Source organism: Achromobacter sp. GbtcB20 (assembly GCF_019091095.1).
In the GTDB taxonomy this organism is placed as follows: domain Bacteria; phylum Pseudomonadota; class Gammaproteobacteria; order Burkholderiales; family Burkholderiaceae_B; genus Achromobacter; species Achromobacter mucicolens.
On sequence record NZ_JAGXJZ010000003.1, the window covers coordinates 26060 to 50327 of the forward strand.

Annotated in this window: 20 protein-coding genes; 15 read left to right on the forward strand and 5 right to left on the reverse strand. The window is 65.6% G+C overall.

Features of this window, described 5'->3' with window-relative positions; genetic code table 11:
- Positions 1–8 precede the first annotated feature (8 nt).
- Positions 9–3644 (forward strand): YhdP family protein, encoded by a 3636-nt coding sequence (locus KVT32_RS05395; protein ID WP_217617802.1) that lies wholly within the window; start codon positions 9–11, stop codon positions 3642–3644.
- Positions 3645–3705: 61 nt separating this feature from the next.
- Here the strand turns inward: KVT32_RS05395 and rho are convergent, their stop codons facing one another.
- Both rho and trxA read right to left on the reverse strand, forming a co-directional pair.
- Complete coding sequence (gene rho, locus KVT32_RS05400) at positions 3706–4965, reverse strand: transcription termination factor Rho (RefSeq protein ID WP_043541410.1); 1260 nt, start codon at positions 4963–4965, stop codon at positions 3706–3708.
- A gap of 117 nt (positions 4966–5082) precedes the next feature.
- A complete protein-coding gene (trxA, locus tag KVT32_RS05405; RefSeq protein WP_056315616.1) occupies positions 5083–5409 on the reverse strand; it encodes a thioredoxin TrxA in 327 nt (108 codons plus the stop codon).
- A gap of 324 nt (positions 5410–5733) precedes the next feature.
- Here trxA and parE point away from each other — a divergent pair, with 324 nt between their 5' ends.
- The 4 genes from parE (at position 5734) to KVT32_RS05425 (ending at position 11952) form a co-directional block, all read left to right on the forward strand.
- The gene (parE, locus tag KVT32_RS05410) at positions 5734–7695 is read left to right on the forward strand and encodes a DNA topoisomerase IV subunit B (RefSeq protein ID WP_062842055.1); all 1962 of its coding nucleotides are present in this window, start codon (positions 5734–5736) and stop codon (positions 7693–7695) included.
- Positions 7695–8294: a YcxB family protein gene (locus tag KVT32_RS05415; RefSeq protein WP_062842054.1), complete on the forward strand. Its 600-nt coding sequence runs from the start codon at positions 7695–7697 to the stop codon at positions 8292–8294. The genes parE and KVT32_RS05415 overlap by 1 nt, the downstream gene beginning before the upstream one ends.
- Positions 8295–8339: 45 nt before the next feature.
- Positions 8340–10670: a DNA topoisomerase IV subunit A gene (gene parC, locus KVT32_RS05420; protein ID WP_217617803.1), complete on the forward strand. Its 2331-nt coding sequence runs from the start codon at positions 8340–8342 to the stop codon at positions 10668–10670.
- Positions 10671–10749: 79 nt separating this feature from the next.
- Complete coding sequence (locus tag KVT32_RS05425) at positions 10750–11952, forward strand: DUF418 domain-containing protein (RefSeq protein ID WP_175157087.1); 1203 nt, start codon at positions 10750–10752, stop codon at positions 11950–11952.
- Positions 11953–12001: 49 nt separating this feature from the next.
- On the opposite strand, the gene KVT32_RS05430 is transcribed toward KVT32_RS05425, so the two are convergent.
- Together KVT32_RS05430 and KVT32_RS05435 are read right to left on the reverse strand one after the other, a co-directional pair.
- Positions 12002–13342 (reverse strand): aspartate aminotransferase family protein, encoded by a 1341-nt coding sequence (locus tag KVT32_RS05430; RefSeq protein ID WP_175157088.1) that lies wholly within the window; start codon positions 13340–13342, stop codon positions 12002–12004.
- 17 nt (positions 13343–13359) lie between these two features.
- Entirely contained in the window at positions 13360–14322 is a 963-nt protein-coding gene (locus KVT32_RS05435) for a MurR/RpiR family transcriptional regulator (RefSeq protein WP_152383907.1), read from the reverse strand.
- A 275-nt stretch (positions 14323–14597) separates the two neighbouring features.
- Between KVT32_RS05435 and KVT32_RS05440 the strand changes: the two genes are divergently transcribed.
- The 6 genes from KVT32_RS05440 (at position 14598) to KVT32_RS05465 (ending at position 19465) form a co-directional block, all read left to right on the forward strand.
- Positions 14598–15146 (forward strand): MarR family winged helix-turn-helix transcriptional regulator, encoded by a 549-nt coding sequence (locus tag KVT32_RS05440; RefSeq protein ID WP_056315630.1) that lies wholly within the window; start codon positions 14598–14600, stop codon positions 15144–15146.
- Positions 15143–15703 (forward strand): diaminobutyrate acetyltransferase, encoded by a 561-nt coding sequence (gene ectA / locus KVT32_RS05445; protein ID WP_056315633.1) that lies wholly within the window; start codon positions 15143–15145, stop codon positions 15701–15703. Before KVT32_RS05440 ends, ectA begins: the two co-directional genes overlap by 4 nt.
- A gap of 123 nt (positions 15704–15826) precedes the next feature.
- On the forward strand, positions 15827–17134 hold the full coding sequence (gene ectB / locus KVT32_RS05450; RefSeq protein ID WP_128827927.1) for a diaminobutyrate--2-oxoglutarate transaminase: 1308 nt from the start codon (positions 15827–15829) through the stop codon (positions 17132–17134).
- Positions 17131–17529 carry an ectoine synthase gene (locus KVT32_RS05455; RefSeq protein ID WP_008165124.1) on the forward strand — a complete coding sequence of 133 codons (399 nt, stop codon included), beginning with the start codon at positions 17131–17133 and terminating at the stop codon, positions 17527–17529. Before ectB ends, KVT32_RS05455 begins: the two co-directional genes overlap by 4 nt.
- A gap of 14 nt (positions 17530–17543) precedes the next feature.
- Positions 17544–18470, forward strand: a complete 927-nt coding sequence (gene thpD / locus KVT32_RS05460; protein WP_056315639.1) for an ectoine hydroxylase — start codon at positions 17544–17546, stop codon at positions 18468–18470.
- Between the two features lie 122 nt (positions 18471–18592).
- Entirely contained in the window at positions 18593–19465 is an 873-nt protein-coding gene (locus KVT32_RS05465; RefSeq protein ID WP_152383908.1) for an MOSC domain-containing protein, read from the forward strand.
- Positions 19466–19524: 59 nt separating this feature from the next.
- On the opposite strand, the gene sugE is transcribed toward KVT32_RS05465, so the two are convergent.
- Entirely contained in the window at positions 19525–19842 is a 318-nt protein-coding gene (sugE, locus tag KVT32_RS05470; RefSeq protein WP_152383909.1) for a quaternary ammonium compound efflux SMR transporter SugE, read from the reverse strand.
- A gap of 207 nt (positions 19843–20049) precedes the next feature.
- Between sugE and panD the strand changes: the two genes are divergently transcribed.
- The 4 genes from panD to KVT32_RS05490 all read left to right on the forward strand — a co-directional run bounded on the left by panD (position 20050) and on the right by KVT32_RS05490 (position 24263).
- Positions 20050–20418 (forward strand): aspartate 1-decarboxylase, encoded by a 369-nt coding sequence (panD, locus tag KVT32_RS05475; protein WP_050446262.1) that lies wholly within the window; start codon positions 20050–20052, stop codon positions 20416–20418.
- A gap of 69 nt (positions 20419–20487) precedes the next feature.
- Positions 20488–21534, forward strand: coding sequence for a CDP-6-deoxy-delta-3,4-glucoseen reductase (locus KVT32_RS05480; protein ID WP_152383910.1), 1047 nt, complete (start codon positions 20488–20490; stop codon positions 21532–21534).
- Positions 21535–21661: 127 nt separating this feature from the next.
- Positions 21662–22918 carry a D-amino acid dehydrogenase gene (locus KVT32_RS05485; protein WP_152383911.1) on the forward strand — a complete coding sequence of 419 codons (1257 nt, stop codon included), beginning with the start codon at positions 21662–21664 and terminating at the stop codon, positions 22916–22918.
- 4 nt (positions 22919–22922) lie between these two features.
- Positions 22923–24263 carry an extracellular solute-binding protein gene (locus KVT32_RS05490; protein WP_152383912.1) on the forward strand — a complete coding sequence of 447 codons (1341 nt, stop codon included), beginning with the start codon at positions 22923–22925 and terminating at the stop codon, positions 24261–24263.
- Positions 24264–24268 lie beyond the last annotated feature (5 nt).

Genomic DNA, 24268 nt, shown 5'->3' on the forward strand with positions numbered 1-24268 from the left:
CAAAAAAAGTGCTCCGCAGCCTGTTCTGGGCCGCGCTGACCGTCTATGGCGTTGTCGCCATCGGGTTTCTGGGCGTGCGCTACTGGGTCCTCCCGCGGGTGGATCAGTGGCGCCCTCAGATTGAAGCCTACGCCAGCCAGGCGTTGGGCGCCCGCGTAACGATCGGCGCGATCAAGGCCAACTGGCAAGGGCTCAATCCCCGGCTCGATCTCGCCGCCGTCCAGGTCTACGACGACGAGACGGATCCGGTATTGAGCCTGCCGTCCGTGTCCGCGGTCGTGGCATGGCGCAGCATCCTGGCCCTGTCGCCCACCCTGGTGCGGCTGCGGCTCGAAAAGCCGGAACTGACGCTGCGGCGGGACTCGTCAAATCATCTGTGGGTCGCTGGCCAGAATATCGATCTGAATACCAGCGACCACGCCTCCGACCTGAACCATCCCGGCCTGCGCTGGCTGGCGGCGCAGCGCGAGCTGCTGGTCAGCGACGCCACGCTGCGCTGGCAGGACGAATTGCGCCAGGCGCCTGAGCTCACGATGGAAGGCGTCGACTTCCTGGTGCGCAACGGCAGTCTCTCGCATCGGTTCGTGCTGCAGGCATCCGCGGGGCCGGCGCTGGCCCACAAACTTGAGCTGCGCGGCGAATTCAACCGCAGCCTGTTTGCCGCCGACGCCAAGAAGCCCGCCAACTGGAGCGGCCAGATCTTTGCCCAGGTCGATGACGTGGAACCGCTGGCCTGGGCGCCTTGGATCGACGTGCCGCGGGTCGCCGGCCGCATCGCCGCGCGCGCGTGGTGGCAGCTCGACCACGGCAAGTTCACCAAATTGACGAGCGACGTCGCCGCGCGCGGCGTGTCCTGGCGCGCGTCGCCGGACGGGCCCGCCTTTCAGGGCGGTTCGGGCCAGTTGCGCATTGCCGCGCTGCCGGGCGATTTCTTGACGATCAATGGCTTGCCGATGGCGCGCAGCCCCGGCGCGGCCGACGTGACGGTCAAGGGCGCGGTGCACCAGTTGCGCGTGACCCTGCCGGGCGTCTTCGAGACGCCGACGCTGCGTGCCGACGACCTGGAGCTCGACGCCCAGGTCAAGGGGCCTGATGCGGACAACTGGTTCGTGGACGTGGCCCAGATGCGCCTGGCCAATGAAGACATGGATGTGCGTCTGCAAGGCCAGTGGCGCAAAGAGGGCAAGACTGCGGCGGGCAGCGCCGACGTGCGCGGCACGATGGTGCGCGGGTCGATGCCCGCCATCCACCGTTATCTGCCGCTCGAGGTGAACGCCGACGCCCGTGAATGGCTGGCGACCGGTTTGCCTGCCGGCCAGATGCATTCGGCGGCCATCACGCTCAAGGGGGATCTGGACGACTTCCCGTTCGGTGCGCCGGGCGCCCCTGGCGAATTCGTCATCGCCGGCGCGTATTCCGGCGCGAAGGTCGACTACGCGCCGGCGGGCGAGAACCGCAAGGGCTGGCCGATGCTGGAAAACCTGTCGGGCAGTTTCCGCATCGACAAGGTGAGCCTGGCGCTGGACAGCGCGGGCGGCGCGGTGGCGCACACCGGCAAGGGGCACACCGTCACGTTGGGCGCCGTGAAGGCGGCCATTCCCAACATGGAGCATGACTCGGAACTGCGGGTCACCGGCGACACCTCGGGGCCGGTGGCGGCCTATCTGGCGCTGGCCGCGAATTCTCCGTTGGGCGAACTGCTGGACGGGGCCTTGGACGAGGCCCAGGGCACCGGCGACTGGCGCATGCCGCTCGACCTGAAGGTGCCGCTGCTCAATACCGATGACACCCAGGTCCAGGGGCGTATCCGTTTCTCGGACAATTCCTTCACCTTCATGCCCGAGATCCCGCCGCTCAGCCAGATCCACGGTGACCTGGAGTTTTCAGAAAAGGGCGTGCAGACCAAGGGCATCCGGGCGCAATTCCTGGGCGGACCCGCCAACATCTACGGCACGCTGGCGCAGGGCACGGACGCGCTGCGTTTTGACGGCACCCTGTCGGGGCCCGGGCTGGCGCAGTTGAGCCGCGCCGCATCGATGTCGCGTTTCACCGGCCGCGCGGCCTACAAGGGCCGGCTGCTCTACCTGAAGGGCGGCGCCATCGACATATCGGCCGAGTCCGACCTGGTTGGCATGGCGATCGACATGCCGGCGCCCGCCGGCAAGCCGGCCAAGTCCGCGCAGTTGCTGAAGCTGCAATGGTCGCCGGCGCAGGACCGCGGCGCCCGCGACCGGCGCTGGCTGACGGCCAGCCTGGGCGATAACGTCAACGCCTTGTTCGAACGGGACCCCGCAGAGGGTTCGGCCGCCTACTTTTCGCGCGGCGCGCTGGGCATCGGGCGGCCGGCCAGCCTGCCGGAGCGCGGACTGAGCCTCAACGCCAGCCTGCCCGAACTGGACATGGACGCCTGGGATGCCGTCTCCGAGGGATTCAACGTGGCGCCCGCGAAGGGGCGGCCGCCTTCCAAGCCCATCCTGCCGCAGCCCGAGCGCATCAGTCTGGCTGCCGGCGCGCTGCACACCAGCGGCTACACCCTCAATGACCTGACGCTGTATGCCACGCGCCCCGCGCCGGCGCGCTGGCGCGTCGAACTGGAATCGCGGCAGGCGGCGGGCACGCTGGAATGGCGCGAGGCGCAGGGCGCCATCGCCGGGCAGATCACCGCCCGCCTGAAGCATCTGTCCATTGCGGGCGAGGGCGACTCCAACCAGGCCGACAAGGCGCTGGCCTCCGGCAACGACCTGTCCGACATTCCCGCGATCGATCTGCAGGCCAATCAATTCTTGTTGTATGGCAAGAACCTGGGGGCGCTGCAGGTGACCGGCACCAACCTGGAGCGGGGGCGGCAATGGCGGCTGGACAAGCTGGCCATCACCAATGATTCGGCGGCCTTGAACGCCACGGGCAATTGGGGGCTTGAAGGGCCGAACCGGGGGCTGACCGTCGATGCCGTGCTCAAGCTGGAAAACGTCGGCGACTTCATGAGCCGCATCGGCTTCGAGAACGTCGTGTCCAACGGCAAGGGAACGATCCAGGGCAAGGCGACCTGGCGCAACCTGCCGTGGACGCACGATATCGCCGACGTGGTGGGCGATGTGGTCGTCAGCCTGGACAACGGCCGCTTCATGCACGTGAACTCACGCACGGCGCGCCTGTTGGAGCTGCTGTCGCTGCAGTCGCTGCAGCGGCTGGCGCGGCTGGACGTCAATCCCACGAACCTGCTGCGGGACGGGTTTCCGTTCGACACCATCCGCGGCAACGTCAAGGTGGCCGACGGCACGCTGAATACCGAAGGCTACAAGATCAACGGTCCGGTGGCCGCAATCGTCCTGGCGGGCGGCGTGAACCTCGTCAAGGAGCGCTGGGACATGAAGGCGGTGGTGATTCCCAATCTGGACGCCAGCGGCGCGGCAATGGTCACCGCGCTGGCGGTCAACCCGCTGATCGGCCTGGGCGCGTTCGTCACGCAGTGGCTCCTCAAGCAGCCGCTGGCGCGCGCGATGACGATGGAATACGCCGTCACGGGAAGCTGGGACGACCCGCGCATCGAACCCATCGACGCCTCGGGCAAGGAACCGGACAAGCAGACGCCCCGGCCGGCCAATTCCTCGCCGCGCCGGATGCCGGAGTTCATCGAGCACTGAGCCAGCCGCCCACGAAAAAGCCGCCTCGAAGGCGGCTTTTTCGTGGGCGCGGACGGTGCGCTTACTTCTTCTTCATCATGTCGAAGAATTCGGCGTTGGTCTTGGTGGCGCGCATCTTGTCCAGGATGAATTCCATGGACTGGACTTCGTCCATGTCGTGAATGAACTTGCGCAGCACCCACACCTTCTGGAGCAGGTCGGGGGCGATCAGCAGCTCTTCGCGGCGGGTGCCCGACTTGTTCAGGTTGATGGACGGGTAGACGCGCTTTTCGGCCAGGCGGCGCTCGAGGTGGACTTCGGAGTTGCCGGTGCCCTTGAATTCTTCATAGATGACTTCATCCATGCGGCTGCCGGTTTCGATCAGCGCGGTGCCCAGAATGGTGAGCGAGCCGCCTTCTTCCAGGTTGCGCGCCGCGCCGAAGAAGCGCTTCGGGCGCTGCAGGGCGTTGGCGTCCACGCCGCCGGTCAGCACCTTGCCGGAGGCCGGCACGACGGTGTTGTAGGCGCGGGCCAGACGGGTGATCGAGTCCAGCAGGATCACGACGTCCTTCTTCATTTCGACCAGGCGCTTGGCCTTTTCGATGACCATTTCGGCCACTTGCACGTGACGGGTGGCGGGCTCGTCGAAGGTCGAGGCCACGACTTCACCGCGCACCGTGCGCTGCATTTCGGTCACTTCTTCCGGGCGTTCGTCGACCAGCAGGACGATCATGACCGCGTCGGGGTAGTTGGTGGTGATGGCGTGCGCAATGTGCTGCATCATCACCGTCTTGCCGGACTTGGGGCTGGCGACGATCAGGCCGCGCTGGCCCATGCCGATCGGGGCGAAGACGTCGAGGATCCGGCCAGTGAGGTTTTCCTCGCTCTTGATGTCGCGTTCCAGGCGGATGACGCGATTCGGGTGCAGCGGCGTCAGGTTCTCGAACATGATGCGATGCTTGATCGCCTCGGGCGCCACGCCGTTGACCTTGTCCACCTTCACCAGGGCAAAGTAGCGCTCGCCATCCTTGGGGGTGCGCACTTCGCCTTCGATGGAGTCGCCGGTGTGCAGATTGAAGCGGCGGATCTGCGACGGAGAGATGTAGATGTCGTCGGTGCTGGCCAGATACGAGGTTTCCGGCGAGCGCAGGAAACCGAAGCCGTCGGGCAGGACTTCAAGAACGCCGTCGCCGAAGATCTGCTCGCCTTGCTTGGCGCGCCGCTTCATGATGGCGAACATCAGTTCCTGCTTGCGCAGGCGGTTGGCGTTTTCGATTTCCAGGCCAGCGGCCATTTCGAGCAGCTGCGAGACGTGCAGCGCCTTCAGTTCGTTGAGGTGCATCGCGGTGGGTGTTGGGGGAAAAGTAAAGGAGGGCTCTGGCGGCGCGCCACGGACGGGCTCGCGCGGTACTGAATGAGCGCCGCCTATGCAGCGGCGCCCTCGGTTACAGCACGCGATTTACAACGCGCCGTCCAGGAATGCGGTGAGTTGCGACTTCGACAGCGCGCCAACCTTGGTGGCGGCAGCCTGGCCGTCTTTAAAGAGCATAAGGGTGGGAATGCCGCGGATGCCGTACTTGGTGGCCGTGCCCTGGTTTTCATCCACGTTCAGCTTGGCGATCGTCAAGCGGCCTGCGTATTCGGCGGCGACTTCTTCCAGGATGGGGGCGATCATCTTGCAGGGGCCACACCAGGCAGCCCAGTAGTCCACCAGCACCGGCTGGCCGGATTTCAACACATCGGCATCGAAGCTGGCGTCACTGACGTTCTTGATTTGGTCGCTCATGATGGTGATTCTCGGTTCGGCAGCAAAAGGCGCGTTAAGACGCGCCTTGCCGTTGTTCTTGTTTGTGGAATGGACTCAAGCATACCACTGTCAATAACAACAGGCATACCACTGTTAATAACAACAGGGTTTGCAGGATTTTGTGTAGGATGTTGCGGCGCAGCTGTCGCGATCCGGGCGGTCAAAGTCCGGAACGGCGGTTGTGACTGTCATCATCCTACCGAAATCGGACCTGGTCAGGTCGTGCGCATCCCACCCGGAGCCGCGCAGAATCTAGGCTTGTCCGTAAAATGTCGGTTTTTTTCCACAGATGTTGGGGATAACTTGGCCACTCCACGTTACAACGAGGCGTCCATCCGCGTCCTGAAGGGGCTGGAACCCGTGCGGCAGCGCCCGGGCATGTACACCCGCACCGAAAACCCCCTGCACGTCGTGCAGGAGGTCATCGATAACGCCGCAGACGAGGCCCTGGCCGGCTACGGCAAGCAGATCCAGGTCACGCTGCACGCCGATGGCAGCGTGTCCGTCGAAGACGACGGCCGCGGCATTCCCGTCGGGCTGCATCCCGAAGAAAACGCGCCCGTCGTCGAACTCGTGTTCACGCGCCTGCACGCCGGCGGCAAATTCGACAAGGCCGGCGGCGGCGCGTACGCCTTCTCCGGCGGCCTGCACGGCGTCGGCGTGTCCGTCACCAACGCGCTGGCCACCCGCCTGGAAGTCGTCGTCTGGCGCGACAACGCCGTGAACCGCCTGGTGTTCAAGGGCGGCGACGTCGCCGAGCCCCTCGCACCCTACGATCAGGGCGGCCGCAAGAAGTCCGGCACCCGCGTGCGCGTCTGGCCGGACGCCAAGTATTTCGACAGCCCCAATATTCCGCTGGGCGAGCTCACCCACCTCTTGCGCAGCAAGGCCGTGCTGCTGCCAGGCGTGAAGGTCACGCTCGTCAACGAGAAAACCGGGGACACCAAGACCTGGCAGTACCAGGACGGCCTGCGCGGCTACCTGGCAGAGGCCCTGGCGGGCGCCGAGCTGATGGTGCCGTTCTTCGAAGGCGCGCAATACGCCGGCGCCGACCACGAAAACTTCGCCGAGGGCGAGGGCGCCCAATGGGTCGTGGCCTGGACCGAGGACGGCAACGCGGTGCGCGAGTCCTACGTCAACCTCATCCCCACGCCGGCCGGCGGCACGCACGAGTCCGGTCTGCGCGAAGGCCTGTTCGGCGCCGTGAAGGGGTTTGCCGAGCTGCACAGCCTGCTGCCCAAGGGCGTGAAGCTGCTGCCCGAAGACGTCTTTGCCCGCGCCAGCTTCGTGCTGTCGGCCAAGGTGCTCGATCCGCAATTCCAGGGCCAGATCAAGGAACGCCTGAACAGCCGCGATGCCGTGCGCCTGGTGGGCGGGTTCTCCAAGAGCGCGCTCGATCTGTGGCTGCACAGCAATGTGGAATACGGCAAGAAGCTTGCCGAACTGGCCATCCGGCAGGCGCAGGCGCGCCAGCGTTCCGCCCAAAAGGTCGAAAAGCGCAAGAGTTCCGGCGTGGCGGTCCTGCCCGGCAAGCTGACCGACTGCGAGTCCAGCGACGCCACGCGCACCGAGGTATTTCTGGTCGAGGGCGACTCGGCCGGCGGCTCGGCCAAGATGGGCCGCGACAAGGAATTCCAGGCCATCCTGCCGCTGCGCGGCAAGGTGCTCAACTCCTGGGAAGTCGACCGCGACCGCCTCTTTGCCAACAACGAGATCCACGACATTTCCGTGGCGATCGGCGTGGATCCGCACGGTCCCAACGATACGCCCGACCTGTCCGGCCTGCGCTACGGCCGCATCTGCATCCTGTCGGACGCGGACGTCGACGGCTCGCACATTCAGGTGCTGCTGCTGACGCTGTTCTACCGGCACTTCCCCAAGCTCGTCGAGGCCGGCAACGTTTACGTCGCCAAGCCGCCGCTGTTCCGTCTGGACGTGCCGGCGCAGGGCAAGCGTCCCGCCCGCAAGATCTACTGTCTTGACGAAGGCGAGCTCGAGGCCGCGCAGGACAAGCTGCGCAAGGAAGGCGTGCGCGAAGGCGCGTGGGCCGTCAGCCGGTTCAAGGGCCTGGGCGAAATGAACCCCGAGCAATTGTGGGAAACCACCATGAATCCGGACACGCGCCGCCTGCTGCCGGTGGGCTATGGCGACCAGACGCCCGATGACACCACCCGCATGTTCGACATGCTGATGGGCAAGGGCGAGTCCTCGCAACGCCGCGCGTGGATCGAGGAAAAGGGCAACCTGGCGGAGCTCGACATCTGATGACCGCCACCGTGCCCGGGCAAGCCCGCATGGTCGTCGACCTGACCGCCGACGACTACGCGGATTTCGCCGCCTATGTGTACAAACGGCCGGAACTGCGCCGCCGCCGTTACCGGTCCCATCTGCGCTTCGGCGTCCTGATGATCGTGGCCTTGCTTGCCTACCTGATCTGGCAGACCTGGGACGGCAAGGGGCCCAACTGGGGCGCGCTGCTGCCGGTGTATTTCCAGGGCTTGGCGGTGGGCCTGGGCATCCTCGCGTTGCTGGCCCTGGCGTACGAATACGTGCTGCCCGGCCTCGTGAAGATGAACACGCGCCGCATGCTGGCCAAGCAGCCCGACACCCTTTACCTGGGGCGGCACGAGCTGGACTTCGGGCCGGACGGCGTCACGGACACCACTGCCACCGCCTCCGGGCACATGGCGTGGTCCGATGTGCGGCGGGTCGAGGAAACCCCCGAGCACCTCTACGTCATCCTGGGCACGTTGCAAGGCGTGATCATCCCCAAGCGCGGGCAGGACGCCGCCACGTTGCAGGCCGTGCGCACCCAGATGCGCGCGCATGTCGCCGACACGCAGTTTTTGGCCCCGTCCGCCTGAGGCGCATTGACGCCGTTTCGATGAAATTGTCTACCTGAATACAACATGACCGACACCAATCAACCCGGCCTGTTCGACTCCACTCCGCCCGGCGGCGACGGCGATGGCAACGCCGCCATCACGCTGGCGCGCTACGCGGAGCAGGCCTATCTGGACTACGCGGTGTCCGTGGTGCGCGGCCGCGCGCTGCCCGACGTGGGCGACGGGCAGAAGCCCGTGCAGCGCCGCATCCTTTTCGCCATGCAGGCGATGGGGCTGGGCTCCGGCGCCAAGCCCGTCAAATCGGCGCGCGTCGTGGGCGACGTGCTTGGTAAGTACCATCCGCACGGCGACCAGGCGGCGTACGACGCCATGGTCCGCATGGCGCAGGACTTTTCGCTGCGCTATCCGCTGATCGACGGCCAGGGCAACTTTGGTTCGCGCGACGGCGACAACGCCGCCGCCATGCGTTACACGGAAGCGCGCCTCACGCCGATCGCCAAGCTGCTGCTCGACGAACTGGACGAAGGCACGGTGGATTTCGTGCCCAACTACGACGGCAGCCAGCAAGAGCCGCAGATGCTGCCGGCGCGCCTGCCCGTGATGCTGCTGAACGGCGCCTCGGGCATCGCCGTGGGCATGGCCACCGAGATCCCCCCGCACAACCTGCGCGAAGTCGCGCAGGCCTGCGTGGCGCTCATCAAGCAGCCGCAGTTGCCCGACGAAGAGCTGTACGCCATGATCCCCGGCCCGGACTTCGCGGGCGGCGGCCAGATCATCACCCCGGCGGCCGACATCGCGCAGATCTACAGTGTGGGCCGCGGGTCCCTGAAGGTGCGCGCGCGCTGGCAGTTCGAGGAACTGGCGCGTGGCCAGTGGCAACTGGTCGTCAACGAGCTGCCGCCGGGCACCTCGGGCCAGAAGGTGCTGGAAGAAATCGAGGAAATCACCAATCCCAAGGTCAAGACGGGCAAGAAGAGCCTGACGCCGGAGCAGACGCAGGCCAAGGCAGTCATGCTGAACCTGCTGGATGCGGTGCGCGACGAATCCGGCAAGGACGCCGCCGTTCGTCTGGTCTTCGAACCCAAGACCTCGCGGGTCGACCGCGACGAATTCGTCAACACGCTGCTGGCGCAGACCAGCATGGAAGGCAGCGCCAGCGTCAACCTGGTGTGCATCGGCACCGACGGCCGTCCGCGCCAGAAGGGCCTGCGCGACATTCTGGTCGAATGGCTGGCGTTCCGCACCAACACCGTGGTGCGCCGCACGCGCTTCCGCCTGGACAAGGTCATTGACCGCATCCACGTGCTGGAAGGGCGCATGGTCGTCTACCTGAACGTGGACGAGGTCATCCAGACGATCCGCGAATCCGACGAGCCCCGCGCCGCGTTGATGCAACGCTTCAAGCTGTCCGAACGGCAAGCCGAGGACATCCTCGAAATGCGTTTGCGCCAGCTGGCCCGCCTGGAAGGCTTCAAGATTGAGCAGGAACTGGCCGATAAGCGCAAGGAACAGGTCTCGCTGCAAGAACTTTTGGACAACCCCACAACGCTCAAGCGCCTGCTGGTCAAGGAAATCGAAGCCGACGCCAAGCAATATGGCGACGAGCGCCGCACCCTGATCGAGACGGCCGAGCGCGCCGTGCTTGAAACCAAGGTGCTGGACGAGCCTGTCACGGTGATCGTTTCGCAAAAGGGCTGGCTGCGGGCCCGTCAGGGCCACGGCCATGACGCCGCGCAATTCGGCTTCAAGCAGGGCGACGATCTGTACGGCGCCTTCGAGTGCCGCACCACCGACACGCTGATCGCGGTTGGCGACAACGGCCGGGTCTATTCCGTGCCGGTGTCCGGCCTGCCGTCGGCGCGTGGCGACGGCCAGCCGGTCACCACGATGATCGACCTGGAATCGGGCACGCGCATCGTCCACACCATCGCGGCCTCGGCCGACAGCCGGTGGCTGCTGGCAACGCGCGGCGGCTACGGGTTCGCGGCCAAGCTGTCCGACATGGTCAGCCGCCAGCGGGCCGGCAAACAGTTCATCACCCTTGAGACGGGCGACGAACTGCTGCGTCCGGTGCCGTTGTTCGCCGGCGCCCAGCAACTGGCGCTGCTGTCGCAAAAGGGCAAGTTTCTGGTCTTCGGCCTGGACGAAGTGAAGTCGCTGGCGGGCGGCGGACGCGGCACCATCCTGATGGGGCTGGACGGCGCGGACAAGCTCGATCAGACCGTGCCGATCGGCACGTTGGGGCTGCGCGCCACCGGCATCTACCGCAACAAGATGACCGAGGACATCCTGGCGGGTGCGGACCTGGCGGTCTACGTCGGCAAGCGGGCCCGCAAGGGGCGCGCACTGGACGTGCGGCCCAAGCAGCCGTTGCTGTCTCCGGTGCTGGGTTGAGGCCTGCCCGCCGCCTGACGCAGCAAAGGCCCGGCGGCGCGCGCGTGTTGCGCCGCCGGTATGCGATCCGGGGGCGGGCATGACCGGCGGCCACGCCGTCCGGCCGCGGCTTGCCCACGTCGATGCCCTGCGCGGCTTTGCGCTCTTCGGCATCCTGGTGGTCAACATCGGCGTGTTCGCCTTTCCGTTCTATGGCGGGGGCGTGGCCGACCCGGTCTATTCGCGCCCGGTCGACGTGACGGTCCGGTGGCTGATCGCCTGGTTATTCGAGACCAAGTTCTACCTGCTATTTTCCTTCCTGTTCGGCTACAGCTTCACCCTGCAGATGACGGCCGCTGAACAGGCCGATGCCGCCTTCGCGCCGCGCTTCCTGCGCAGGCTGGCGGGGCTGGCCGTCCTGGGCTTTGCGCACGCCATCCTGTTCTACCAGGGCGACATCCTGGTGACCTATGCCTTGCTGGGCTTCGCGTTGCTGCTGTGCCGGCGCATGGATCCGGGTCGTGCGCTGCGCGTGGCGCTGTGGCTGATCGCGCTGGCGTCGGCGGTGTGGGCGATCCTGGGCGCACTGACATTCCTGGATCCGGCGCCCGCTGGATACGCCGCGCTGTACAAGGCCGAGGCGCTGGCCTCCATCGAGGCGTATCGCGGCACCATCGGCACCACGATCGCGCAGCACATCAAAGAGCTCACGGAAACCATCTGGTTCACCGTGCTGCTCGTGCAGGGGCCTTTCGTCTTTGCCATGTTCCTGGCCGGATATGCGCTGGGGCGGCGCAATGCGCTGGCGGACCCGTGGCGCTCGCGCCGCGCGCTTGGGCTGCTCTGCGCGCTGGGCCTCTTACCGGGCCTGGCCGGCGCCGCTGCCTACGCGACCAGCGCCTTGCCACAGGCCCGCGTGGTGTGGGAACTGCCGGGATTGGCCGTGGGCCTTTTCACGGCTCCGCTCTTGAGCCTGTCGTACGGTGCGGCGTTCCTGCTGGCGCTGCGCACGGGGCCGGGCGAGCGCATGGGGGCGTGGCTGGCGCCAGCGGGACGGATGGCGCTGAGCAACTACCTGATGCAGTCGGTCGTCTGCGCATTCCTCTTCACGGCCTGGGGCTTGCGGCTGTATGCCGCTGTGCCGCCCCTGGCCGCATTCCTTGCCGCGGTGGCCATCTTTGCCGCCCAGCTGCCGCTGTCCGCATGGTGGTTGCGGCGCCACGCCTACGGACCCGTCGAATGGTTCCTGCGCGCGCTTACGATCGGTGCCTGGCCCCCCTGGCGCCGCGCGGCGGTAGGCTGACCGAACCTGCGCAAAACGGGTCTTTCGATCCCGCTTCAACGGCCGGCGACTAATCGCCCGATTGCGCGATGGCGGCGTCGATGGCGCCGGTCAGCCGTTCGGTCAGTTGGTCCAGTTCGTCCTCGGAAATGATGAAGGGCGGCGCAAGCAGCACGTGATCGCCCTGGCGGCCGTCGATCGTGCCGCCCATGGGATAGACCATCAGCCCCCGCGCCATGGCCTCGCGCTTGATCCGCGCATGCAGCGCCAGATCGGGATCGAAGGTCTGTTTGGTGGCGCGGTCCCGGACCAGTTCCACGCCCATGAAAAGGCCCCGGCCACGGATGTCCCCGACGTGGGGATGGTCGCCCAGCGCCTCCTGCAGCCGCTGCGTAAGGCTTGCGCCCATCACCCGCACGCGCTCCAGCAGCCCATCGCGCCGGATCACGTCCTGCACCGCCAGCGAGGCCGCGCAGGCCAGCGCATGGCCAAGATAAGTGTGGCCGTGCTGGAAAAAGCCGCTGCCTTGCTGCATGGCCTGCACGATGTGCTGCTGCGCCATGACCGCGCCGATGGGCTGGTAGCCGCCGCCCAGGCCTTTGGCAATGGTGATGAGATCCGGCGTCACGCCTTCTTGTTCGACGGCATACAGGGTGCCGGTCCGGCCCATGCCGCACATGACCTCGTCGGCGATGAACAGCACGCCGTGACGGTCGCAGACCTCGCGGATCCGGCGGAAATAGCCGGGCACGGCCGTCACTGCGCCGGACGTGGCGCCCACCACGGGTTCCGCCACGAATGCCATCACCGAGTCGGGGCCGAGGCGCTGGATGGCCGCTTCCAGTTCCTTGCCCAGCCGCTCGCCGTACTGGTCGGCGGTCTCGCCGCTGTGCTGGTCGCGATAGGCATAGCAGGGCGACACGTGTTCGACCTCGATGAGCAGCGGCGCGAACTGCGCGCGCCGCCACGCATTGCCCCCGACCGCCAGCGCGCCCAGCGTATTGCCGTGATAGCTCTGCCGCCGCGCGATGATGTGGCGGCGCTGCGGCTGGCCGATTTCGACGAAATACTGGCGCGCCATCTTCAGCGCCGCTTCCACCGCTTCTGATCCGCCGGACACGAAGTAGGCATGCGATGTGCCTGCCGGGGCGTCGGCCACGAGCCGGGCCGCCAGCTTTTCCGCGACCTCGGTCGTAAAGAAGCTGGTGTGGGCGTAGGCCAGCGCGTCCACCTGCGCGTGCAGCGCGGCCTGGACGTCGGGGTGGTTGTGCCCCAGGCACGACACTGCCGCGCCGCCGGAGCCGTCTAGATATGCGCGGCCGGCGCTGTCATGGATCCAGACACCCTGGCCGCGCACGGCGACGGCAGGCGTATGGCGAAGGGAGCGATGCAGGACGCGGGATTGGCTCATGCTGCGAAGTTCCTGGGTCAGGTTGAGGAGGTTGCCGGCCCGAAGGCCCGGCCCGGGCGGCGCGCGAGCGCGCCATTCCAGTAAACGTTGTCGGCTTGCAGGCGCTGTTCCACCTCGGCCAGCCTGTCCAGCACGGCTTGGCCGCCGCGGGCCGTCAGGCGGGCGATCAGGTGTTCGGCCAGTCCCAAGAGCCCGGCCGTCGTGTGAAGGAACGAGCCCGGCCCCTGGCGCGCGGGCTGCGCGCGCACGCCGTCGCGGTCGGGCGGGGCAAACCGCAGGGTGTGGCGGGCGTCCAGCGCAAGCGGCGAGAGCGGATCGTCGGTCAGCGCCACTAGCGCCACACCGCGCTGGGCCGCCTGGCGCGCGAGCTGGACGGTGGCCGTGGGATAGGGCGCCTGCGAGATGACGATCAGCGCGTCGCCCGCGCCCAGGTTGTCCGCCTGCTCGGCGGGCGCGCCGCCCAGCCCGTCAATGAGGACGCTGTTGCGTCGCACGAGCTGGTAGGCATATCGCATCTGGAACGCGATGCCGAAGGCCGAGCGCGTTCCCAGGAAACCGACCTGACGCGCGTCCAGCAGGGTCTGCACGGCCGCGTCGAACGCTTGCGTCGAGTTCTGCGCGCAGACCGAGGACAGGGCCTGGACTTGGAGGTCGGTCAACGTGCCCGGGCCCGGTTCCGGGTTGTCGCTTGACGCGGCCTGCAGGGCGGCGGCGCGGTCGCGCATTCCCGGCTCGTCGCGTCCCGCCAGCGCGTCCTGGAACGGCCGGCGGAAATCCTCGTAACTGGCGTAGCCCACCGCACGGGCCAATCGCAACATCGTGGCGGGCGCCACGCCCAACGCCTGCGACTGCCGGCGCATCGACCACAGCCCCACCTGCGCGGGATTGGCCACTACCCACTTCGCCGCCCGCTGCAGTTCAGGCGGCAGATGTTCCAGCTTTTCCTGTAGGGCAGAGAGCAGGGAGGAGGGCAGAGGCATGAGAGGGCAGCGTCGTTCGTTCGCGTAAAAACATATGATAAATAAAACATCTTGAACAAAACATATGTTTTTTATCCGGGTAAGACTTGGGCTGAATCCCGCGCTGAGCCGCATCCACGTTGGCTCCGCTGGGTGCCAAGTCCAGTCATAGTGCCGTCATCCTCGCCAAATCAGCGTTCATTTATTTACATCGTGCCGGCGTTTTTGTTTGACTCGAATAAATCGGGCGCATATCATTCGTGTAGAAATGATTTTGTCCGAACCCATCGCAACCCATGACTGACGCCGCGAAATCCGAAACATCTCAGCAGTACGACCTGCGCATTTTGCGAGCCCTGCGCCGCATCACGCGTTCGATCGCGCTGCATTCGCGACAGTTGTCCGCGGTCAGCCACATCACCGCTCCGCAGCTGATGTGCCTGCGCACCGTGATCGCCAATGGCCCGATGACGGCCACGGCGATCAGCCGCGAGATGCATGTCAGCCCCAGCACGGTGGTCGGCATCCTGGATCGGCTGGAAGACAAGGCGCTGATCCGCCGCGAGCGGGGCCGTGAAGACCGCCGCATCGTATTTGTCACCGCCACGGAGGCGGGACGTGAATTGGCGCAAGGCGCGCCGTCGCCGCTGCAAAAGCATCTGGCTGACGCGCTCAATGCCTTGCCGGAATTGGAACAGGCCACCATCACCCTGTCCCTGGAGCGCATCGTGACGCTCATGGAACAGGACGGTCAGGCCGCAGTCGACACGCATGGAGACGTGTCGTCGCCCATCCTAGAAGTGCCCACGGGCGGGGCACCACCAGAATCGGGAATCGTCGCATGAAGAAAAACGAACTGGACACCCCCACACTCTCAAGTGCCGTGGCGCCGGCGGTCAGCGCGCAGACCCATACCATGCGTCTGCCCGACCGCAAAGACGGCGCCGCGATCCACCGCCTCATTTCCGAGTGCCCGCCACTCGACCTGAATTCCCTCTACGCGTACCTGCTCCTGTGCGAGCACTTTCGCGACACCTGCGTCCTGGCTGAAAGCGCCGGAGGACGTATCAACGGTTTTATTTCCGCCTATGTGGACCCGTCCCGCCCTGACGTTCTGTTCGTCTGGCAGGTTGCGGTGCACGCCCGCGCACGCGGCCAACGCCTTGGCCGCGCCATGCTCCGGGAACTCTTGCAGCGCAAGAACCTGGCGCACGTCCGCTATCTTGAAACCACGGTGGGGCCTGACAACCAGGCTTCGCGCCGCACCTTTGCCGGCTTGGCCGCCGAGGTGGGCGCCCACGTTTCCGAACAGCCGTTCTTCGACCGGCAATTGTTCGGCGGCGCGGATCACGACGACGAGATGCTCTTGAGGATAGGCCCGTTCGCCTTGCCATCCCCGTAGGGGTGGTACAGGCCTGACGGTCTTATCGGTTTACCGGGACGATTCTGCTGTCCGGGTGCGCTTGCCGCACCCGGGTGGATCAGGCCGTCCGTCAATTTATGAGATGAAAAGGGAGGATTAATCATGGACTTGAAGATCTTTGACCGTATGGAGTCTGAGGTGCGGGGCTACATCCGGTCGTTTCCCGTGATATTCAATCAGGCCCGGGGCTCGACGCTCATCGATGAGGATGGCGCCGAATACATCGACTTCTTCAGCGGCGCAGGCACGCTGAACTACGGCCACAACAATCCTGTTCTCAAGGAAAAGCTGCTGGAGTATGTGCAGGCGGACGGTGTCGTCCACGGCCTGGACATGGCCACCAGCGCGAAGAAGCGTTTCCTGGAGACGGTGGATCGCGTGCTGCTCAAGCCGCGCAACTGGCAATACACGCTGCAATTCACCGGCCCGACCGGCACCAACGCCGTCGAAGCCGCGCTGAAGATCGCGCGCCAGGTCAAGGGCCGTCCCAACGTGATCTCGTTCACGCACGGTTTTCACGGCGTGAGCGGCGGTTCGCTTGCCGCGACCGCCAACATGAAGTTCCGTGACGCCGCCGGCTACGCGCTGGGCAACACGACGTTCATGCCCTACGACGGATACTTCGGTCCGGACGTGGACACCATGGCCTACATGGAACGCATGCTGGAAGACCCGAGCAGCGGCATGGACAAGCCGGCCGCCGTCATCGTGGAAACGGTGCAGGGCGAGGGCGGCGTCAACGTGGCCACGCTGCGCTGGCTCAAGGAACTGGAAAAGCTGTGCAAGCGCCACGACATGCTGCTGATCGTGGACGACATCCAGGTCGGCTGCGGCCGTACCGGCACGTTCTTCAGCTTCGAGACCGCCGGCATCCGTCCGGACATCATCACGCTGTCCAAGTCGCTATCCGGTTTCGGCCTGCCGATGTCGCTGGTGCTGATGAAGCCCGAGCTGGACATCTGGAAGCCCGGCGCCCACAGCGGCACCTTCCGCGGCAACAACCTCGCGTTTGTCACCGCAACCCAGGCGCTGGAAACCTACTGGACCAACGCCGCGTTCACCGCTGATATCCAGCGCAAGGAACGCCTGGTGGGCGACTGGCTGGAAAACCTGGTGCACAGCTATCCCAACGCCGGCCTGTCGGCTCGCGGCCGCGGCCTGATCCAGGGTCTGGTTTCCAACGGCAATCCGGCGCTGTCCAACCGCATCGCCCAATGCGCCTTCAAGAAGGGCGTCGTGATCGAAACGTCGGGCGCGCACGATGAAGTGCTCAAGCTGCTGCCCGCGCTGACGATCGAGGAAGAGCTGCTGGCCAAGGGCCTGGATCTGATCGAGGCCAGCGTGGCAGAAGCGCTGGCCGATGAGGGGCAGTCCGCCCGCATCCTGAAATTTGGAGGAAAACGTCAATGATCGTACGTAATGTCAAAGATGTGATCGGCACCGCCGACGAAGTCCGTACCGACACCTGGGTCAGCCGCCGCGTGCTGCTGAAGAAGGATGGCATGGGATTCTCGTTCCATGAGACCACCATTTTTCCGGGCGGCCGCACGCACATCCACTACAAGAACCACCTCGAGGCCGTGTGGTGCATCGAGGGCGACGGTTCGATCGAGACCATTGCCGACGGCAAGAAGTACGACCTGGGCCCCGGCGTGGTCTACGCCCTGAACGAACACGACGAGCACTGGCTGTGCGGCGGCAAGGAGCCGCTGCGCGTCATCTGCGTCTTCAACCCGCCGCTGACCGGCCAGGAAGTGCACGACAAGGAAGGTGTCTACGCGCTACCCGATGCGGTCGCGGCCTGAACAAGGAGGTACGCATGATCTCACCCGCGCAGGATCCGTACGCCTCCCGTACGGATCGCAGTTCCGCCATCATTTCCCGCCAGGACCCCGTCGTCTATGAAGACGGCAAGTACGCCAGCGCGCTGACCACCGAGCAGGTGGGCCAGTACGACCGCGACGGTTTCCTGCTGCTGGAAGACCTGTTCTCGGAGGCCGAAGTGCGTGCGCTGTCGGCCGAGGTCGAGCGCATGACGCGCGACCCGTCCATTGTGCGCCGCGAAGAGGCCATCACCGAGCCGGGCAGCAACGCCGTGCGTTCCATCTTCATGGTGCACGTGCTCAATCCCATGCTCGCCCGCCTGGTGCGGGATCCGCGCCTGGTCAACGTGGCGCGCCAGATTCTCGGTTCCGAGGTCTACATTCACCAGTCGCGCGCCAACATGAAACCGGGCTTCAAGGGCAAGGAGTTCTATTGGCACTCCGACTTCGAGACCTGGCATGTCGAGGACGGCATGCCGTCGATGCGCGCGCTCAGCTGCTCGGTGCTGCTGACCGACAACAACGAGTGCAACGGCCCGCTGATGCTGGTGCCCGGCTCGCATCGCCAGTTCATTTCGTGCGTCGGCGAGACGCCGAACGAGCACTACAAGCAGTCCTTGAAGAAGCAGGAGTACGGGGTCCCGGATCCCGTCAGCCTGCAGCTGCTGGTGGAGCAGGGCGGCATCCGCACGATGACGGCCAAGGCCGGCTCGGTGGTGTTCTTCGACTGCAACACCATGCACGGCTCGAACAGCAACATTTCGCCGTGGCCGCGGTCCAACGTCTTCATGGTCTACAACAGCATGGAGAACACCCTGAATCCGCCCAAGTACGGGCTGACCCCGCGTCCCGAGCACATCGCGACGCGCAAGGGGTTCAAGGCGGTGACCCCGCTTGACACCTTGAAGCTGGTGGGCGGCTGAGCAACCGCCACCTGATCTGGCCCGGGCTAGTCCCGGGCTTTTTTTGTCTCTTTCGGGCGGCCCGGCGTGCCGCATTTCTTGTATTCTCTGCGGCATCCGTCACCCGTTGAGCCATCGCCGCCATGCCCGCCCGTATCCTCAGCCTGCATATCTATCCCGTCAAATCCTGCGCGGGCATCGACCTGACCGAATCGCCCATCGACCGGGCGGGGCTGGCCAATGACCGGCGCTGGATGGTGGTGGACGCGGCGGGCCAGTTCATGACGCAGCGGCAATGGCCAGCCATGGCGCTCATCCGCACGGCGCTCACCGCACACGCGCTGCGGCTGTCGGCGCCCGGCATGGCGGACCTGGACGTTCCGCTGGACGGGTCGGGTCTGCACGGCGAGGCGCTCTCGGTCGGCGTCTGGAGCGACACCACCACGGCCCGGCGCGAAAGCGAGGCCGCCGCCCAGTGGCTGTCCCAGTTTCTGCAGACCCCGTGCGGCCTGCTCAAGGTGGACGCCGCGGCGCGCCGCGACGCCAAGCCCGATTGGGTGTCACGCTGGGTTGATGCACACCCCGACCTGGCCGACGCTTTCGTCGGCGAGCACTGCTTCGGATTTGCCGACGGGTTTCCGCTGCTGATCGCCAACCAGGCGTCGCTGGACGACCTGAATGGCCGCCTGAAGGCCAAGGGGGCAGATCCGGTGCCGATGGACCGCTTCCGTCCCAACATCGTGGTCGAAGGCGAATGGGAAGCCTTCGAAGAAGACCACACCGCCATGATCACGGCGGCGGGCGTGCGCATGGCGTTCGTCAAGCCGTGCACGCGTTGCTCGATTCCCGACATCGACCAGCGCACGGCCAGACAGTACGAGGAGCCGGGCCGCACGTTGGCGGGTTACCGCAATCTGGACATCGGGGTGGTGTTCGGCCACAACGCCATTCTGGATGCGCCGGCGGGCGCGCGGCTAAAGGTGGGCGACGCGGTCGAGATCGAACTGGATTTCTGACGCGCCGCCCCGATGGGCCTGGGCTAGGCCTGAGCCTTATGCCTTGAGCGGCCTGAGCCTTATGGCGTGGACAGCTTCAGGCCAACCAGACCCAGCACGATCAACGCAACGCTGGCAATGCGCAGCCAGTTCGCCGATTCCCCGAACAGCACGATGCCTGCCACGAAGGCGCCGATCGTGCCGATCCCTACCCACACCGCGTAGGCGGTGCCCAGCGGCAGGGATTTCATGGCCAAGGCCAACAGCCAGAAACTGGCCAGCATGCCGGCCACGGTGCCAACGGACGGCCACAGCCGGGTGAATCCGTGCGTGTATTTCAGGCCGACGGCCCAGACGATTTCGAACAGGCCGGCCAATACCAGGATGATCCAGGTCATTCACGACTCCCAAGTTACGCTGCCGGCAAGCCGCCGGCATAAATGGGGTCGTCCCCGGAAAACGCGCCAGCCATTTGACTGTGCGCAGCAACGGGCCGTCCCGTTGCGGCAAAAATTATAGAATACCGGCTTTCGACGGCAAATCCGGATGCCGGGCATCAACCATGCAACACTTCGCGGTCCGGGCCGCGGAACCAGGAATTTTTTATGCAACGCATCATGCTGCGGGCAAAGCTGCACCGCGTCACGGTCACCGAAGCCGACCTTCACTACGAAGGGTCTTGCGGCATCGACGAAGACCTCCTCGACGCTGCCGGCATGCGCGAGTTCGAACGCATCGAACTCTACAACGTGACGAATGGCGAACGCTTCGACACCTACATCATCAAGGCTGCGCGCGGCAGCGGCGCCATCTCGCTGAACGGCGCGGCGGCGCGCCGGGCGCAGGTGGGCGACCTGCTGATCATCTGCACGTACGGCCCCATGTCCGAAGAAGATTCAGCCACGCACAAGCCCCAGGTGGTGCTGGTGGACGACGCCAACCGCGTCAAGGAAATCCGCAAGTTCCCGGCATGACGCCGGGCCGGGCGGGGCGCCTTTCCGGCATACCCGGATAGCGCTTCGTCGCCTCTGAACCGTTTCATCATGAGCTTCCAGGTCATCATTCAACCCAGCAAGCATCAATTCCCGGTCGAGCCCGGCCAGACCGTGCTCGACGCCGCATTGGCGGCGGGCATCGTCCTGCCTTACAGCTGTCGCAACGGCGCGTGCTCCACCTGCAAGGGCAAAGTGGTTTCCGGGGAGTTCGACGCCGGCCAGTACCCCGCGCAGATCCTGTCGCCCGAGGAACTGGCCGACGGCTACACGCTCTTCTGCCAGGCTCGCCCCGAGTCCGACCTCGTGGTCGAGTCCACCGAAGTCCGGCTGGCCAGCGACATCCAGATCCGCAAGCTGCCGTCGCGTGTCCAGACCATGGAGCGCGTGGCGCCGGACGTCACGGTCCTGAAGCTGCAACTGCCGGCCTCCGAGCAGTTCCGCTACTACGCCGGGCAGTATGTCGAAATCATTCTGAAGGACGGCCGCCGCCGCAGCTATTCGATGGCCGGCGCGCCGCACACCGGCAGCCCGCTGGAGCTGCACATCCGGCACATGCCGGGCGGGCTCTTCACCGATCACGTCTTCGGCGCCGGCGACACGCAGATGAAGGAACGCGAGATCCTGCGCCTGGAAGGGCCCTTCGGATCGTTCTTCCTGCGCGAAGACAGCGACAAGCCCATCGTGCTGCTGGCCAGCGGCACGGGCTTTGCGCCGGTCAAGGCGATCGTCGAACACATGATCCACAAGAACATCACCCGGCCCGTCGCGCTGTACTGGGGCGGCCGCCGTCCGCAAGACCTTTACATGGACGCGCTGGCGCGGTCCTGGTCGGCCCAGCTGCCGAACTTGCGTTACGTCCCGGTGGTGTCCAACTCCCTGCAGGAAGACAAGTGGACCGGCCGCACCGGCTTTGTCCACGAAGCCGTGATGCAAGACATCGCGGACCTGTCCGGGCATCAGGTCTATGCCTGCGGCACCCCGCTGATGGTCGATGCCGCGCGCCGTGAGTTCAGCGCGCAGAACGGCCTGCCACCCGAAGAGTTCTACGCGGACGCGTTCACGTCCGAGGCCGATCTGGCGAAGGCCGGTTCGTAAGTAATATGTTTTTTTATTACTTAGGCGGCTGCAAAACGGCAAGGTAAACTGCTTTGGCAGCGGCCTGCCGGGGGTACGCGGACATCGGGTCCGCGCACGCAATCGGCATGCAAGGAGCGATGCAGGCATGAAAGTAGCGGTATTGGGTAGCGGCATTATCGGCATCTCCAGCGCCTGGTGGCTCAGCCAGGCGGGTCATGACGTCGTGGTCATTGACCGCTGCACCGGTCCCGCACAGGAAACCAGCCTTGCCAATGGCGCGCAGATTTCCGTGTCCTACGCCGAACCCTGGGCCAATCCCCAGGCGCCGATGAAGCTGCTCAGGTGGATGTTCCGCGACGACGCGCCGCTGCTGTTCCGCCCGCAACTCGACTGGCGGCAATGGATGTGGGGGCTGGCTTTCCTGCGCGAATGCCTTCCCAGCCGGCTCGCTCCCAACATCCGGGCGATGGTTCGCATGGCCGAATACAGCCGCGCCACGCTGCGCGGGATGCGCGCCGAACTCGGCATCCAGTACGACCACCTCGAGCGCGGCATCCTGAATTTCTACCGCGATCCCCACGAATTCGAAAACTCGCAGCGCGCCGCCGGCCTGATGCGCGACTTCGGCGTCGAACGCCGTGTCGTGACCGCCGACGAAGTCATCGCCATCGAGCCCGCGCTGGCGCCGCATCGCGCCACCATCGTGGGCGGCGATTACACCCCCGAAGACGAAAGCGGGGACGTACACCTCTTTACCGTCGCGCTGGCTGAACACTGCGCGCGCGCGGGCGTCGAATTCCAATACAACACGCGGGCGACCCGGCTCCTGACTCAGGGGGGCGCGGTCACGGGCATCGAAATCATCCAGCCCGATGGCCGGTATGCCACGCTCTCGGCCGACGCCTATGTCGTCGCCATGGGTAGCTTCAGCCCCGCGATGCTGCGTCCCCTCGGAATCCCGTGCAACGTGTATCCGGCAAAGGGCTATTCGGCCACCTTCCCGGTGCTGAATCCGGGTGCGACCCCCACCGTCAGCCTGACCGACAGCAGCCACAAGATCGTCTTCTCGCGCTTGGGCGATCGGCTGCGCATGGCGGGCACGGCGGAACTGTCCGGCTATTCCCGCAGTCTGAATACCGGCCGTTGCGAGGCCTTGACCCGCCTCGCCAAAGAACTCTTTCCCGACGCGCTCGATTTCGGGCGCGTCAGCTATTGGTCGGGCTTGCGCCCGTCCACCCCCTCGAACGTACCCATCATTGGCCGCAGCCGCATTCCGAATTTGTATATCAATACAGGACACGGTACGCTTGGCTGGACGATGGGTGTTGGCTCGGGCCGGGCATTGGCCGATCTGATCAGTGGACGGCGGCCAGAACCGGAATTCCCTTTTCTTGGTCTGTGAACCTATGAAGAAACTGCAATTGGCGGGCGTTGCCCGCGCGATGTTCGCCAGCCGGCGCGCATGGGTGTTTGGCGCCGCGATGGCGATGGCCGGCGTGGCAAATGCCGCACCCGTCGAGATCCAGGTCTGGCACACCCTGACAGACGCAAACAAGGCCGAGTTCGAAAAGCTCGCCAAGCAATACAACAAGGAACAGGACGACGTCAAAGTGACGCTGCGCGGCTTCGCCTCGCCGTCCGCCCTGGAACAAGAGGCCGTGTCCGCGGTAAAGGCCAAGAAGGGCCCGAACCTGCTGCAACTGTCCGATAACCATTCGCCCGAAATCGTGGCTCAGCACAAGGCGGTGCTGCCGCTGTACGAACTGCTGGCCAAGTATCCGATCAAGGACCTGAACTGGTTCATCCCGGCCACCAGCAATTTCACGCGCGACAGCAAGGGCCGTCTGCTGGCTTTCCCCTGGATGGCCGAAGTGCCCGTGATGTTCTACAACACCGCCGCCTACAAGAAGGCCGGTCTCGATCCCAACAAGCCGGCGCGCACGTGGACCGCGTTGCAGGCTGAACTGCTGAAGCTGCGCGACGTGGCCGACATCGACTGCCCCTACGCGTCCAGCGACCAGGTCGCGGTCCACCTTGAAAACCTGGCGCCCATCAACAACCAGCAGTTCACCAGCAACAACAACGGCCTGGATGCGGTCACCAAGAAGTCCGCTGCCCCCGCCATGCAGTTCGACACGCTGTACATGCGCCACATCTCGCTGATGGTGAGCTGGAAGCGTTCGCTGCTGTTCACTGCCTATTCCGGCGACAACGCCAACGACAAGCTGTTCGCCAAGGGCGAATGCGCCGTGCTGACGGCCAATTCGGGCGCGTTTGGCCAGTTCCTGGCCACCAAGTCGCTGAACTTCGGCGTCGCGCCGCTGCCCTACTACGAGCAAGTCACCAAGGAAGGCGGCAAGCCCTTCGTCAGCGGCTCGGCATTGTGGGCGCTGGAAGGCCACCCGCAGGCGCAGGAAAAAGCCACCGCGCAGTTCCTCGCGTGGCTGTCCAAGCCGGTCGTCGCAGCCGAATGGCACCAGCGCACGGGTTACCTGCCGCTGACAGAAGCCGCGTTCCGCGCTTCCGACGTGTCGTTCTACAGCAAGATCCCGGGCGCGCAGGCTGTTGTCGCCTCGATGAGCGCCAAGCCCGTCCAGAACAGCCGCGGCTTCCGCATGGCCAACTACGATCGCATCGAGCCCGTGCTGAACAAGGAGCTCACCGACGCCTTTGACGGCAAGGTGCCGCCCGTTGCCGCACTGAACAACGCTGCCGCGCAGGCCCGCACCATCGCCACGCAGCGCTGATCGCA

What these genes read in the sequence shown, in the direction of transcription:
- sugE (WP_152383909.1), bottom strand. Translation starts at nt 19,842, where the DNA reads ATGACCTGGATCATCCTGGTATTGGCCGGCCTGTTCGAAATCGTCTGG.
- KVT32_RS05485 (WP_152383911.1), top strand. Translation starts at nt 21,662, where the DNA reads ATGAAAGTAGCGGTATTGGGTAGCGGCATTATCGGCATCTCCAGCGCC.
- KVT32_RS05465 (WP_152383908.1), top strand. Translation starts at nt 18,593, where the DNA reads ATGCCCGCCCGTATCCTCAGCCTGCATATCTATCCCGTCAAATCCTGC.
- trxA (WP_056315616.1), bottom strand. Translation starts at nt 5,409, where the DNA reads ATGAGCGACCAAATCAAGAACGTCAGTGACGCCAGCTTCGATGCCGAT.
- KVT32_RS05440 (WP_056315630.1), top strand. Translation starts at nt 14,598, where the DNA reads ATGACTGACGCCGCGAAATCCGAAACATCTCAGCAGTACGACCTGCGC.
- ectA (WP_056315633.1), top strand. Translation starts at nt 15,143, where the DNA reads ATGAAGAAAAACGAACTGGACACCCCCACACTCTCAAGTGCCGTGGCG.
- KVT32_RS05480 (WP_152383910.1), top strand. Translation starts at nt 20,488, where the DNA reads ATGAGCTTCCAGGTCATCATTCAACCCAGCAAGCATCAATTCCCGGTC.
- ectB (WP_128827927.1), top strand. Translation starts at nt 15,827, where the DNA reads ATGGACTTGAAGATCTTTGACCGTATGGAGTCTGAGGTGCGGGGCTAC.
- rho (WP_043541410.1), bottom strand. Translation starts at nt 4,965, where the DNA reads ATGCACCTCAACGAACTGAAGGCGCTGCACGTCTCGCAGCTGCTCGAA.
- KVT32_RS05455 (WP_008165124.1), top strand. Translation starts at nt 17,131, where the DNA reads ATGATCGTACGTAATGTCAAAGATGTGATCGGCACCGCCGACGAAGTC.
- KVT32_RS05490 (WP_152383912.1), top strand. Translation starts at nt 22,923, where the DNA reads ATGAAGAAACTGCAATTGGCGGGCGTTGCCCGCGCGATGTTCGCCAGC.
- KVT32_RS05435 (WP_152383907.1), bottom strand. Translation starts at nt 14,322, where the DNA reads ATGCCTCTGCCCTCCTCCCTGCTCTCTGCCCTACAGGAAAAGCTGGAA.
- KVT32_RS05415 (WP_062842054.1), top strand. Translation starts at nt 7,695, where the DNA reads ATGACCGCCACCGTGCCCGGGCAAGCCCGCATGGTCGTCGACCTGACC.
- panD (WP_050446262.1), top strand. Translation starts at nt 20,050, where the DNA reads ATGCAACGCATCATGCTGCGGGCAAAGCTGCACCGCGTCACGGTCACC.
- KVT32_RS05425 (WP_175157087.1), top strand. Translation starts at nt 10,750, where the DNA reads ATGACCGGCGGCCACGCCGTCCGGCCGCGGCTTGCCCACGTCGATGCC.
- KVT32_RS05430 (WP_175157088.1), bottom strand. Translation starts at nt 13,342, where the DNA reads ATGAGCCAATCCCGCGTCCTGCATCGCTCCCTTCGCCATACGCCTGCC.
- parC (WP_217617803.1), top strand. Translation starts at nt 8,340, where the DNA reads ATGACCGACACCAATCAACCCGGCCTGTTCGACTCCACTCCGCCCGGC.
- thpD (WP_056315639.1), top strand. Translation starts at nt 17,544, where the DNA reads ATGATCTCACCCGCGCAGGATCCGTACGCCTCCCGTACGGATCGCAGT.